14 protein-coding genes are annotated in these 13,005 nt (G+C 45.9%); 6 read left to right on the top strand and 8 right to left on the bottom strand.

What is annotated here, in order from left to right:
- Nucleotides 1-145 precede the first annotated feature (145 nt).
- Entirely contained in the window at nucleotides 146-406 is a 261-nt protein-coding gene (locus A3IE_RS19580; protein WP_020393780.1) for a hypothetical protein, read from the top strand.
- A gap of 60 nt (nucleotides 407-466) precedes the next feature.
- Here A3IE_RS19580 and fghA read toward each other — a convergent pair whose 3' ends face one another.
- Together fghA and A3IE_RS0101395 are read right to left on the bottom strand one after the other, a co-directional pair.
- Nucleotides 467-1,306 carry an S-formylglutathione hydrolase gene (fghA, locus tag A3IE_RS0101390; RefSeq protein ID WP_020393781.1) on the bottom strand — a complete coding sequence of 280 codons (840 nt, stop codon included), beginning with the start codon at nucleotides 1,304-1,306 and terminating at the stop codon, nucleotides 467-469.
- Nucleotides 1,307-1,313: 7 nt separating this feature from the next.
- Entirely contained in the window at nucleotides 1,314-2,423 is a 1,110-nt protein-coding gene (locus A3IE_RS0101395; RefSeq protein WP_020393782.1) for an S-(hydroxymethyl)glutathione dehydrogenase/class III alcohol dehydrogenase, read from the bottom strand.
- A gap of 100 nt (nucleotides 2,424-2,523) precedes the next feature.
- Here A3IE_RS0101395 and A3IE_RS0101400 point away from each other — a divergent pair, with 100 nt between their 5' ends.
- Entirely contained in the window at nucleotides 2,524-3,120 is a 597-nt protein-coding gene (locus A3IE_RS0101400; protein WP_020393783.1) for a TetR/AcrR family transcriptional regulator, read from the top strand.
- Nucleotides 3,121-3,193: 73 nt separating this feature from the next.
- Complete coding sequence (locus A3IE_RS0101405) at nucleotides 3,194-3,856, top strand: SH3 domain-containing protein (RefSeq protein WP_020393784.1); 663 nt, start codon at nucleotides 3,194-3,196, stop codon at nucleotides 3,854-3,856.
- 3 nt (nucleotides 3,857-3,859) lie between these two features.
- Here the strand turns inward: A3IE_RS0101405 and A3IE_RS0101410 are convergent, their stop codons facing one another.
- Nucleotides 3,860-4,471, bottom strand: coding sequence for a glutathione S-transferase family protein (locus tag A3IE_RS0101410; protein WP_020393785.1), 612 nt, complete (start codon nucleotides 4,469-4,471; stop codon nucleotides 3,860-3,862).
- A gap of 42 nt (nucleotides 4,472-4,513) precedes the next feature.
- Nucleotides 4,514-5,848 carry a DEAD/DEAH box helicase gene (locus A3IE_RS0101415; RefSeq protein ID WP_020393786.1) on the bottom strand — a complete coding sequence of 445 codons (1,335 nt, stop codon included), beginning with the start codon at nucleotides 5,846-5,848 and terminating at the stop codon, nucleotides 4,514-4,516.
- Between the two features lie 169 nt (nucleotides 5,849-6,017).
- On the opposite strand from A3IE_RS0101415, the gene A3IE_RS0101420 reads away from it, so the two are divergent.
- Together A3IE_RS0101420 and A3IE_RS0101425 are read left to right on the top strand one after the other, a co-directional pair.
- The gene (locus A3IE_RS0101420; protein ID WP_020393787.1) at nucleotides 6,018-7,073 is read left to right on the top strand and encodes a GlxA family transcriptional regulator; all 1,056 of its coding nucleotides are present in this window, start codon (nucleotides 6,018-6,020) and stop codon (nucleotides 7,071-7,073) included.
- Nucleotides 7,063-8,229: an MFS transporter gene (locus tag A3IE_RS0101425; RefSeq protein ID WP_020393788.1), complete on the top strand. Its 1,167-nt coding sequence runs from the start codon at nucleotides 7,063-7,065 to the stop codon at nucleotides 8,227-8,229. Before A3IE_RS0101420 ends, A3IE_RS0101425 begins: the two co-directional genes overlap by 11 nt.
- Here the strand turns inward: A3IE_RS0101425 and A3IE_RS0101430 are convergent.
- From A3IE_RS0101430 to A3IE_RS0101440, 3 genes are all read right to left on the bottom strand, one after another.
- A complete protein-coding gene (locus A3IE_RS0101430; RefSeq protein ID WP_020393789.1) occupies nucleotides 8,226-8,606 on the bottom strand; it encodes a VOC family protein in 381 nt (126 codons plus the stop codon). The genes A3IE_RS0101425 and A3IE_RS0101430 overlap by 4 nt on opposite strands.
- Before the next feature lie 155 nt (nucleotides 8,607-8,761).
- Nucleotides 8,762-9,688: a hypothetical protein gene (locus A3IE_RS0101435; protein WP_020393790.1), complete on the bottom strand. Its 927-nt coding sequence runs from the start codon at nucleotides 9,686-9,688 to the stop codon at nucleotides 8,762-8,764.
- Nucleotides 9,689-9,990: 302 nt separating this feature from the next.
- Nucleotides 9,991-10,473 carry a cache domain-containing protein gene (locus A3IE_RS0101440; protein ID WP_020393791.1) on the bottom strand — a complete coding sequence of 161 codons (483 nt, stop codon included), beginning with the start codon at nucleotides 10,471-10,473 and terminating at the stop codon, nucleotides 9,991-9,993.
- A 287-nt stretch (nucleotides 10,474-10,760) separates the two neighbouring features.
- Here A3IE_RS0101440 and truD point away from each other — a divergent pair, with 287 nt between their 5' ends.
- Complete coding sequence (gene truD / locus A3IE_RS0101445) at nucleotides 10,761-11,807, top strand: tRNA pseudouridine(13) synthase TruD (protein ID WP_020393792.1); 1,047 nt, start codon at nucleotides 10,761-10,763, stop codon at nucleotides 11,805-11,807.
- Here the strand turns inward: truD and bioF are convergent.
- Nucleotides 11,779-12,939 carry an 8-amino-7-oxononanoate synthase gene (bioF, locus tag A3IE_RS0101450; protein ID WP_020393793.1) on the bottom strand — a complete coding sequence of 387 codons (1,161 nt, stop codon included), beginning with the start codon at nucleotides 12,937-12,939 and terminating at the stop codon, nucleotides 11,779-11,781. The genes truD and bioF overlap by 29 nt on opposite strands.
- Nucleotides 12,940-13,005: the final 66 nt, after the last annotated feature.

The following is a 13,005-nucleotide window of genomic DNA, read 5'->3' on the forward strand; positions in this document are numbered from 1 at the left end:
GCTGTATGACTTCTCGTTCGTTAAGTTAAAAATATTACATTTCAATAAGTTACGCTCTTTAGTCTAGTGAATTAGATTAGAGAGAAATGCAAACACGAGGGATTTGCCTACAAAACATGCCCATGTTTTGTCAGAGGAGGATGTTATGCTGAGTTTAAAAGATTGTGTCGATTATTGTGGTCTGTCGGATGATGCTGTGTCTGCCATTCAATATGGTGCAGGCGTCAATGCCCTAGAAGCTTGTGTGTTGGCACAGGATGCTGAGCAAAGTGCTAGAAGTTCAAGGCGGATGTTGCAGTATTTGCAAACCTATTTAGAGCATGTCGAAAGCCAAGAAAACCCACAACGTTCCCATGAGGTTCATCAAATCATTGATCATTTTGTCATGAATCATCGTTTGATTTGATTCTGATCATCTTTACTTGCGGTCAAGGGCGCTTCACTTAAACGCCCTTGCCGAAGCTAGTTAGTGCTTCAACAGTTGTGCATGCCAAGCAATGTGTTCGCCAATAAAACTGCCAATGAAATGATAGCCATGGTCATAGCCATCTTGCATCCGCAGCGTTAGCTTTTGCCCAGCTTGTTCGCAGGCCGCTTTAAAGTTTTCTGGCAGCAATTGACCTTCAGTTAAGAATTCATCTGCCGTACCTTGGTCAATCAAAATATCCGGTACTCGTGCGCCTGCTTGTACTAAACAAGTCGCATCGTAGGCTTGCCAATCCAGTTGATTCGAGCCGATATAAGCTGTAAAGCAGCCTTGACCCCATGCACCTTTCACGGGATTACAAATCGGTGAAAACGCCGATACTGAGCGATAAGCTTGTGGATTTTTCAGCGCTACAATCAGCGCACCATGCCCACCCATCGAATGTCCAGAAATCGACTTCACACCCGCTATCACTGGAAAATTGGCCTCAATTAAAGTAGGTAATTCCTCAGTGACATAGGCATACATGTGATAGTTTTTATCCCAAGGTGCCTGCGTGGCATTCACATAAAACCCTGCACCCTTGCCTAAATCATAGCGCTCGGGTGCATCCGGCACATCATCACCACGCGGGCTGGTATCGGGGATAATTAAAGCAATGCCGTGTTCTGCTGCATAGCGCTGTGCACCGGCTTTGACGCGGAAATTATCATCAGTACAGGTTAAGCCCGACAGCCAATACAAGGCTGGCACTTTCTGGGTTTCAGCTTGCGGCGGCAAATAGACCGAAAAGGTCATGGTGCAAGCGCAGGCTTGTGATTCATGTGTGTAGCGATTGAGATAACCGCCCCATTCTTTAATACTTTCGATCTGCTGCATACTCACCTCAGAAAATAATCACTGAGCGAATGCTTTCGCCATGATGCATTAAATCAAAGGCTTTATTAATGTCTTCTAGTGGCATGGTATGCGTGACTAAACTATCCAATTCAATCTTGCCATTCATGTAATTCTCGACATAACTTGGCAATTGAGTGCGGCCTTTTACACCACCGAAAGCTGTACCTTTCCAAGTACGGCCGGTGACGAGTTGGAAGGGGCGAGTAGAAATTTCTTGGCCTGCGCCAGCGACGCCAATAATGGTAGAAACCCCCCAGCCCATATGGGTGCACTCAAGCGCATCACGCATGACTTTAACATTACCAATACATTCAAAGGAGTAATCTACGCCACCATTGGTTAGGTCTTTAATATACTCCACCACTGAACCATTCACCTCTTTAGGATTCACGAAATCCGTAGCACCTAGCGCTTTGGCGATTTCCCATTTGGCTGGATTCAAGTCCACGGCAATAATGCGTCCCGCTTGTGCCATCACCGCCCCCTGAATGACGGACAAACCGATACCCCCTAAGCCAAATACAGCCACGGTAGAACCTGGTTCAACTTTAGCAGTATTCAAGACAGCACCGATACCAGTCGTTACACCACAACCCAGTAAGCAAACTTTATCTAAAGGGGCAGCAGGATTGATTTTGGCGAGGGCGATTTCTGGAACTACGGTGTATTCGGAGAAAGTTGAGCAGCCCATATAATGGAAAATATCTTGGCCTTTACACTTGAAGCGACGGGTATGATCCGGCATATAACCTGTCCAAACGGTGGCTGCAATCGACTGGCAAAGATTCGTTTTTGGCGATTGGCAGTATTCGCACACCCCGCATTCTGGAATGTATAAAGGAATCACATGATCGCCGGGCTTGAGATTTTTCACACCAGGGCCACATTCTTCTACAATACAGCCGCCTTCGTGACCCAAAATACAAGGGAAAGCACCTTCAGGATCATCGCCAGACAGCGTAAACGCATCCGTGTGGCATACGCCAGTGGCTACAACTTTGAGGAGCACTTCGCCTTCGCGTGGTCCTTCGACTTCAACTTCTTCAATCACTAAGGGTTTTTGTGGCTCCCAAGCCACCGCTGCACGGCATTTCATAGTACTCTCCTCTCGTTTTCAAGGGACTTTAAGTCAAAATAGAATGAATGTTCATTCTTGTCAATTGATATTTAGCAAGTAATTCATTACGCTAACTCTTATGCCTTATTTAAGAACTTGTCCACCACAACCTGAACCTATTGACTGCCGTATTTTGACGGCGGCTTTAGACCTGTTTGTTGAAAATGGCTACCATAATGTGTCGATTCACGAAGTGCAAAAGCGTGCGGGCGTCAGTATCGGTTCAATATACAATTATTTCGGCGGCAAAGAAGGGATAGCACAGGCACTTTATAAGCATATTCTGAAAGAATTAGATGATTTAGTGGATAGTGTAGTCGCTGAATATGCCTCACCATGGCAACAATGCGCCTCCTTAATTAGGCAGTTATTTGGTTATACCGAAACCCACCGTAATATTATTGCCTTTATTTTTCATGCGAAACACAATGAGTTTTTGAGTGAAGATCCACTCGCTACCTTGTCACAACCTTTTATTAAGATGCGCTCCATCATTAAGAAAGGGATTGAATGTGGCGAATTTATCGCACTTGACCCTTGGGTCATGTCCGCTAGTGTATTTGGCGGGGCGATTCGCCTGATCCAATTACGTTTGGATGGCATGTTGGATCAACCGTTGCCTTATTATGAAGAGATGTTGCTCAAGACCATTGAGACCGGTATTCGTAAGCCTTAACATCCTAGGGCACCAGCTTTGGGTGCTAGATCAGATACCTTACTAGCTTAATCATCACGAGGGAGTTGAGTGAATGAAAGGTTTGCATAGCAGTGTCGCTGGATTGAGCCTAGCCTGCGCTTTCGTATTTACGAGTGCTTTTGCGGCGCCTGTTTCTTTCAAACCCGTGGATGAAGCTGCTAAGCAACGTGACTTTCTCGCGTTTCGCCAGCAATTAAGTACAGCGGTCGCCCGTCACGACACGAAAGCTGTTTTAGCAGTGGTTGATTTGAAAATCCAAAATGGGTTTGGCGACGATAATGGCTTCGAGAACTTCAAAAAAATTTGGAAGCTTAATCAAGCGAATGTCAAGCATAGTGCTTTGTGGAAAGAATTGGGCACAGTCTTAGCCTTAGGTGGAAAATTTATCGATCGAACGACGTTCAATGCTCCTTATGTGGCCGCAGCATGGCCTGACAATAAGGATGGATTTGAAAATATTGCTATCGTGGGTAAGGATGTACGTATTCGTGAAAAACCGAGTACTACTAGCAAAGTTATTACCACTGTTAGCTATGTCATTTTACCTATTAGCCCTAATAGTCAATGGACTGAACAGTGGGTGAGTGTCATAGCGCCTAATGGTAAAAAGGGATATGTATCTAACATCTATGCACGTAGTCCCATTGATTACCGCGCTTTTTTTGAAAAGAAAAACGGTAAGTGGAAAATGACCTCGTTTTTGGCAGGTGACTAAGGTTTAACTTGGTTGGGTCGCTCGCATGGCAGGGCTTTCACGCAGGGTGTCATACCACGCAAGAAGTGTAGGATACTGCTCACTGCGCTCACTGCGTAGTAAATGCGATAGACGAAAATCTAAATAGCCTAGTGCAGCAGCTAAAGCCAAAGGTGCTAAAGTAGTTCCACTAGGAAGCGTTGCCATGTGCGTTTCGATATAGCGCAAAGTACGCGTAATTTCTGTCGTCCAACGCTCCATCGCGCGCGGTGAACGTTCTTGTTCCGGACGGCCGCGCTGCTCCATCACCAAATTATACGCCGCATCTGTTAACCCATCTGCCAAAGCTTCCCAACGCAACACCTCAATTTCAGCAGTCGGCTCACGCGGAATCCAATAAGGCTGTTTAAGATTGTCCAGATAGCGGCAAATCACCGGACTATCGAAAATAGTTTCACCATGGTCTAGCCATAATGCAGGCACTTTACCTAGTGGATTAGCGTTTAATAATTCTGGTGCAGGGTTGGCGGTATCAATCGTTACCGTTTCAATCAGCGTATCCAGACCTTTCTCGATAGCCAATAGACGAACTTTGCGCGCATACGGTGAAGTGGGAGAGTAGAACAGTTTCATCATAACCCTATCGGCTTGCTAAAAAGATTTAAGTTTTCCATTGCGTTACGGTGCGCGCTGCTGACGCGGACGATTTTTAGAGCGTGCTGGAGTATTGGCTGGTTGGCTAGCTGCTTTCGGTTTAGCACCCGCTTTTGATTTTGCTCCCAGCGCCTTCGCACTATGATTCATTTTGACTTTGACAGTGCTATTGGGGCTTTTGATATTCTGCGAATTTTTCGGTTTGGTATCCGTTTTAGGGGCATGAGGATCAGGTTCAAACCCGAGTACTTGTTGGCGCTCGAATTTTTGTTTGGTGAGTTTTTCAATATCCACGAGCTGTTTTTTTTCATCCATAGACACTAAGGAAATCGCGTAGCCACTTGCTCCAGCGCGTCCTGTGCGTCCAATCCGATGCACATAATCTTCCGCCACTTGTGGCAAGTCGTAGTTCACTACATAAGGCAACTGGTCAATATCAATACCCCGTGCCGCGATATCGGTTGCCACTAACACCTGTACTTTGCCTTGTTTGAAGCCAGCTAAGGCCTCGGTGCGTTGGTTTTGGCTGCGGTTGCCATGAATGACGGCAGAGGGAATGTCTAGTGCAGTTAATTGGCGTACTAAGCGATCTGCCCCATGTTTAGTGCGACCAAATACCAGCACTTGATTCCACTGCTGCTCTTTGATTAAGTGAGCCAGCAGAGCGGTTTTGTTTGTTTTATCGACTTCGTAGATGATTTGCTCGACTGCAGGAGCGGTGGAATTTTGTGGGCTAACACTGATCTCGAGCGGGTCTTTTAATAGACCTTTGGCAAGTTTGCGAATGTCATCCGAGAAAGTTGCAGAGAATAGAAGGTTTTGGCGTTTTTTGGGCAATAACGCTAGGATTTTGCGAATGTCATTAATAAAGCCCATATCCAACATACGATCAGCTTCATCAAGCACTAGGATTTCCAGGTCGTTGAATTGTAAGGCATTTTGCTCGTAGAGATCGATTAAGCGCCCAGGCGTTGCCACCAAAATATCAGCACCACGGCGCAAGCGCATCATCTGCGGATTAATCTTGACGCCACCAAAGACCACGCTAGATTGTAATTTCAGATGTTGCCCATAGGTCTGCACACTTTCATGCACTTGTGCCGCCAATTCGCGGGTTGGAGTAAGTACTAAGGCACGCACTCTATTGTTGCGTACGGGCTTGCCGAGATTTAAGCGATGCAATAAGGGAAGAGTGAAACCAGCGGTTTTGCCTGTGCCCGTTTGTGCCGCAGCCATGATGTCGCTGCCTTGTAAAATGGCGGGAATGGCTTGCGCTTGAATGGGCGAGGGTTCGAGATAGCCCTTCTCTTCTACCGTGCGAACCAAGGCGGCATCTAAACCTAAATCTGAAAATGTCATTCTGTACCTTTAAAGCTGGGATTAGCGCGCGCAGCATAACGCATTCAAGCGTAAAAACGTTAGAAGCAAGAGAAAAATCGAGATTTATTTATCTAAATGCGTGGACAAAAGCTAATTTGTCCGATTTTAGAGCTTTTCTGTCCTATCAGCCATGCTGGTGCGCCTTATAATGACGGCTATTCAAATCCTATTAGCGGCTGTCATGACCCCAACCTTCATTGAAATCGCGTTGCTTGCTTACGATGATGCCAATGCAGTCGATGTATTCGGCCCTTTACAAGTGTTTGCTTCAGCCAATGAATTATTGGATGCACAGCCACAAAATATTTCCAAACCCCGTTATCGCACGCGTTTAGTTTCTTTACAGAATCAGCTACAAATCACCCTTGCCACGCAAACACGGGTGCTGTGTGATACGAGTTTGGCGGAGTTAGCGCAGTTCAGCTTAGATACACTCCTTATTGTTGGCGGGACACCTGCCACCACGCTTTCTCAAGATCAGACCCTGATTAAACCGTTACAAGATTTATTATCCAAGGCACGACGGGTCGCTTCCGTCTGTAGTGGTGCTTTTATTTTAGCAGCAACAGGCGTGCTCAATGGGCGACGCGCAACCACGCATTGGAAACGTTATGCAGAGTTTAGAACACGTTTTCCTCAAGTACAGTTGGATATTGATGCGCTATTTACCCACGATGGCAAATATTATTGTTCAGCTGGAGTCACAGCGGGTATTGATCTTACTTTGCAATTGGTACAAGACGATTGTGGGCAGCCATTAGCTTTGGAAACGGCACGGCAGATGGTGGCGTTTTATCATCGCCCAGGTGGGCAAAATCAATTTAGTTCACCTATAAAGGGGCTGCGTGAATTGCAACATCCTGCGTTACGCAAAGCGCAACAGTATATTCATCAGCATCTTGACCAAGCCTTAGAGGTTGCTCAATTGGCTGATTTAGTTGCCATGAGTGTGCGGAATTTTTCCCGTCAATTTAGTGCAGCCACAGGTTTAGCCCCCTCGCGTTATATTGCGCAAGCCCGTCTCAATCAAGCACGTTGGTTATTAGAATCGAGCGATTTATCCATTCCGCGTATTGCACAACAATGTGGTTTTCAAAGTAGCGAAATCTTACGCCGCAAATTCCTGCAAGCCTTAAATGTCGCGCCTGCCGACTATCGCAAGCGTTTTTCTGTTTATCGAGAGGATTTAGACCATGCATCCTAAAATTATGATTTTGTCACTTGCGCAGGCTTGTTATTGGTTTGCGGTCTTGGTTGGTATTAGTTTATCCACTGTGATTGGTTTGCAATTAGCGCCCCATTCCAGTTTGGCAACCTTACCTTATGCTTTAATTAGCCTAGGTGCGTTGGGAGCAACTTATCTATTATCCATTCTGATGCAGCGCTCTGGGCGGCGTTTAGGTTTTCAAGTCGGTGCTTTGGCTGGTGTGATTGCTGCCTTGCTCGCTATGCTAGCTCTATCGTTGCAAAGCTTCTTAATTTTCTGTATCGCTAGTTTATTAATGGGCATCTATCAAGCATCTTCGGTTTATTATCGCCTTGCCGCATTGGATGAAATGCCAGCCCAACAATCCGGTGTGGCTATTGGTTGGGTTTTAAGTGGGAGCTTATTAGCGGCGATTCTAGGCCCGAGCTTGGCAAAATTTGCTAATCAATGGCTAGCTGAACCTAAGTATTGGGGCGCTTATGCCTTAGTCGCCTGTTTTAGTCTATTCGCCTTAGTCATGATTAGTTTTTTGGGGGCAAAACCAGCCGCCCAAGCTGTGAATAAAGCAAGCACTGCCAACTTCTTAAAACTACCAGCTTATTGGTTAGGGGTTGGTAATACAGCCTTTGGGCAGGGTGTTATGATGTTAATGATGTTGGTCGCCCCCTTAGCCATGCATCAACACCATTATTCAGTCGATGCAGGTATATCGGTGATTGGCTGGCATATTATTGGGATGTTCCTGCCTTCGTTTATCAGTGGAAAATTAGTCGATAAATGGGGGACGCAACCTGTACTGTTAGCAGGCTTAGTGGTTTTTGCCTTGAGTGCACTTGCTTCGATTTTAGGGACGACAGAGCTGCACTATCACATTAGTCTTTTTCTCTTAGGGATTGCTTGGAACCTGATGTATGTGGCAGGTACCAACCAATACAATAAAGCCTATCCTGCGAATGAAAAGGGACGTGCCCAAGGGATTGCGGAATTGATTATTGCAATCGCCGCCATTATTGGTGTAGCGGCGGGTGGTTTATTAATTCAAATCTTTAGCTGGCAGGGCTTGAATAGGGGCTTGTTGGTGGTATTGGCTTTGGTAATGCTAGTGAATGTCTGGATGCAAAGACAAACCTTGCAACCCACATTAAAACCTTAAACCTTATACGAAATAAACTCCAACAATGAGCCATCAGGGTCGCGGAAATACACACTGGTTCCGTGACCTTTTGACCCAAAGCGTGCTACTGGGCCTAGTTCAACAAGAATGCCATGCTGCTTTAGATGTTCAATGGCACTTTCAATCGACTCAGACCAGATAAAGCACAAGTCACTATTACCAGGCTGAACGGGAATTTGTGCCACGGGTGCTGCATTGACATTGGGGCCATGACAATTTAATTGGGCATTTCCTAGGCGATAGGCAAAACCATTACCGCGAGGAATGACTTCTGCACCCAAAACGTTCTGATAAAACGCATTAGAGCGTTCCCAGTTGGAAACATGAATAACACAATGATCAAGATTAATTCGCATACAAGCTCCTTGAATAAGCACTTGAAAAAGTCAGGCTATCATGACAGCACACCATTGATTGGTCGTAAAATTCGAACAATCTATTCATTTTCATAGCGCTTGAGTTTAGCCGTCAGATCTAAGTTATGGATAAGTCTTTAGTGTACAAGGTTCGCTTAAGGGCAAACTGGTAACAACGTTTTGTTATTACCCCGTGCACAACGATTGGCTTGATACGCTAAACCTTTGACTTCATCATCGCCCAGCATAATGCGGGTGACTTTTTGCGTCACACTATCATCGGCTACCCGCTCAATCCAATCGGCAGCTATCATACCGCCATTACCCGTATAATTATCAATCACCACTTCGACCCAAGGATGCTTAGCATCAATGCCTTCCGGCAATTCTGGTGTCACCCATTGCCAGACTTTTCCTTGCTTTTGCAGCCAGTTAGTTTGCTGGGCGAGTGCGCGAATCAGTGCAGCAGGCAAATGTAATTGCTTATCCCAAGGCGCACGCTCCAATTGGATTGGTTTTGCTTTGCTCCACTTGGCGGGCGTGTCATTCCACAGCTGATTGCACTGTAATTGCAGGCCACATGCTTGCTTGGTGAGGAGCTTAGGGATGTATTTAATGGCCTTTTCAATGGGGTCGGCAGTGATAGTTTGCACAATTTGATAAGTCAGAGTGAATTGGTCTGAGGGCGTTTTATTATTTAATGTGGGGTCAGCATTTTCTTTGCCATATTCCTCCACTAATGACTGATACAGCAACGGCGATAAATTAATCCGCTGCGCCTTCACCTGATAGCCAGACAAAATGCCCTCGGCATCTAGGCTGGGATAAAGGGCAAAGTACAAACGCCATGTCGGATATTGGGGTAAGGGTAGTTGATGGGCCGCTAATTGCAGTGGTCCCAATTCTTTATAATAAGTTAGCTCCGTTTCGCTCAGGCTTCCCCGTCCTTTTGGTGGTACTTTATTCACACTGAGCATGGTAGTTTGAGTGGCAGCTAGATTGGCTTCACTGGCATAAGTGGTGGCGTAAGTGATCATCCAGCAGAGTGGCAAAAACATTAAATACTGCTTGACTGTGTTCATGGTTATCTCCCTTAAACCAAGAATTTTTATAAATATTGTTCAGTTTAATTATTATAGTCCGAATACCTACAAGCCTTGCCGCTTTGGATGATGGTTTTAGTGGGATTAGGCAATTAGGCTAGAAGTAACCACTTTGTGTTGTAAGCTAGAACCGATGGAGCAAGTGCGGCAGTGACGGAGGTGGTTAAGAAAAATCAGATTGCTTAAAGCTGCTAGGTGTTGAGATTTTTTGCCGAGCGTAGCAGTTTTGAGTGAAATGGGTTGTAAGCAAAACCTACAACCCGAGGGAAATCAGCCGAGACTTATTTCTTCACGTAAACGCCAACACCACAGAAGAAACCTTTAGAGTTCTTAATGATGTAGCTTTTTTTATCTTGTGGTTCAGTGCCGCCCGGTAAAGGCCATTTGTAATCAACCCAACCTTTGCCTTCCGCACTTTTAGAAACTTCAACCATTTTTTCGAAAGGTTTATCGCCGTATTTGTCAAAACCTAGCATGTCTTTGCCAACTAAATCATCTTTCAAAGCATGAGACAACATTTTGCCTGCTTCATCCATGCAGAACACATACAGGTCTTTAGCGATGAAACCGCTATCTTTAGCCTTGAAGGTTTCGAAAGCGGCTTCGCCTTTTTCATCGACTAATTTGGCTGCTTTTTCGCTCATTTCTTGCGCTTCAGCTTCAGTGCCCATGTCTGCAGGAGCGGCTGGTTTAGCATCTTCTGCCATGACATTCAGACTGAGTGCTAATAAAGCAGCGCTAATAATCGTAGTGAATGATTTCATATTGGTGACTCCTCCAATAATCCTTAATAAGGGGGTAATGATGGATAAGGATGACACTCCAAGACCATCACCATGTATAGAAAGTGTGCATAATGAATGCACATCGCGCATTGTAATTATTTTTATTCAAAATGCACCTGTTCCAAAAAAATAATTCACATTTTGTTAACATTATTTTTAATGTCTAGGGCTGTGTAAAATGTTTAGGTGTTAGTGCATGTATGTAAACCTTGTCGTAACGCTGCTTATTTAGCACACTAAGTGCTTCTTTGCTTAGATAATATTCCATGACAGCCTATATTGTTGACTTTCCGAGTGCGTATATGTCTTCCCTTGAGGGTCTTTATCGTGTAAAGCCTGAGGATTTTCGGGTAGACGAGCTGCTGGATATTCCTTTATCAGGTCAGGGCGAACACCTATGGCTCAAAGTGCGTAAAACTAATTCCAATACCGACTGGGTGGCAGGTCAATTAGCGCGGGTAGCGGGACTTAGTCCAGCAGAAGTGGGCTATGCAGGCTTAAAAGATCGTCATGCTGTCACTACCCAATGGTTCAGCTTGCAATTAGCCGGTAAGACTGATCCCAGTTTTCAAGCCTTACCACCCGAAATTGCAATTCTTGAAGCGCAGCGTCACGATAAGAAATTGCGCCGTGGTGCTTTATTAGGAAATTATTTTGAGTTGACCTTGCGCGAGTGCAGGGGTGATTGGTCAGCAGCGCAACAGCTTTGTCAGGAAATCACTCAGCAGGGTGTCCCTAATTATTTTGGTGCACAACGTTTTGGCAATGAACTCGGCAATTTGCATAAAGCCGAAGCTTGGTTTAATGGAGCATTTAAGCCCAAGCAACGCCAACAAATCAGCCTTTATTTATCAGCGGCACGTTCATGGATTTTTAATCATATTCTGGCCAAGCGCGTGCGGAACAGGACATGGCATCAGCGCATGGTGGGCGATATTTTTCAGTTTGAGGGTGGCAGTGCTTGGTTTGCAGATGATGCTAGCCCTGATTTGAGCGAGCGTTTAAAGCGTTTGGAGATTCATCCAACAGGCGCTTTGTGGGGGCGTGGCGCTTTGCCGACGCAAGCGGAGATGCTGCATTTAGAAACAGAACAGGCGGCGAGGTTTGGTTTATTTTGCCAAGGTTTAGAGCAGCAAGGTTTGAAACAAGAACGCCGCGCCTTGCGTGTTAAAGTAGAAAATCTACAATTACGCAGCCTCGATGCAACAAAAGCCACATTCGTTTTAAGTTTTAGTTTACCAGCGGGTGCTTATGCCACTGTGGTTTTGGCACAATTAGGACGTTTTAGTACGCAAGTTGAGCCAATGCACTAAGCAATTGATCCAGTTCTTGTTCCGTGTGAGCAGCACTCAAGGTCACGCGCAGACGAGCTGTATTGGCAGGTACTGTAGGCGGGCGAATGGCGGTTACTAAAATGCCCTTTTGTTCTAATTGCCGACTTGCTTGCAAGGCCGCTTCACTGCTACCTAAGATAATCGGTTGAATCGGCGTGGTAGAATCCGTTAAGGCTAGGCCAAGTTGTTGCGCGCCGTGGCGAAAACGCTGAATGAGTTGCTGCAAATAGTCACGTCGCCACGCTTCAGTCTGTACCAATTTCAGACTAGCTAAGCTCGCGGCGGCAATTGCGGGCGGTTGTCCGGTGGTATAAATATAAGGGCGTGCCGTTTGAATCAGATATTCAATCAAATCCTGACTCCCCGCTACAAAAGCACCGGCTGTGCCCAGCGCTTTCCCCAGCGTACCCATCAATACAGGAACATCCTGTTGTGTCAAATCTTCAACTTCCACCACACCCGCGCCGTTTTTCCCCAAGACCCCCAAACCATGTGCATCATCTATCATTAACCAAGCGTTATATTGGTGTGCCAATTGGGCAAGATTGCGCATAGGCGCTACATCACCATCCATACTGAATACGCCATCGCTGACAATCAGTTTTTCGCCCGTCTCAGTTTGCGCCAAGCGCTTAGCCAACTGTGCGACATCGTTATGCGGATAACGCACCCGTTTTGCACCACATAGGCTGCCAGCATCAATTAAGGAGGCATGATTTAATTTATCTTCGAAAACCGTGTCATGCCGATCTAACAAAGCAGTTACCACCCCCAGATTTGCCATATAGCCTGTGGAAAAAAGCAAGGCTCGCTTTCGACCGGTAAAGGCTGCTAGTGCTTCTTCTAAGGCTTGGTGAAGGCGAGTATGACCACTCACTAGATGAGCAGCCCCACTGCCAACCCCATACTGATTGCTGGCCTGTTGGAAAGCTTGAATGACAGCAGGATGATTGGCTAAGCCAAGATAATCATTGCTACAAAAAGTTAGGATGGGCTTGCCATTTAAGAGGCGTTGCGGCTGTTGCGCCATCTCAAAGCTACGTGTGGAACGATAAAGGGATGCAGTCCGACGTTGCTCAAGCGTGTGTTGAATACGTTGTGACAGGCTCATAGGCTTTCCTAAAACGCAAAAGACACCCGAAGGTGTCTTTATTATGCCTAGGTCTGGGCGCGCGTG

The sequence above is a fragment of the Thiolinea disciformis DSM 14473 genome, assembly GCF_000371925.1.
GTDB classification, from domain to species: domain Bacteria; phylum Pseudomonadota; class Gammaproteobacteria; order Thiotrichales; family Thiotrichaceae; genus Thiolinea; species Thiolinea disciformis.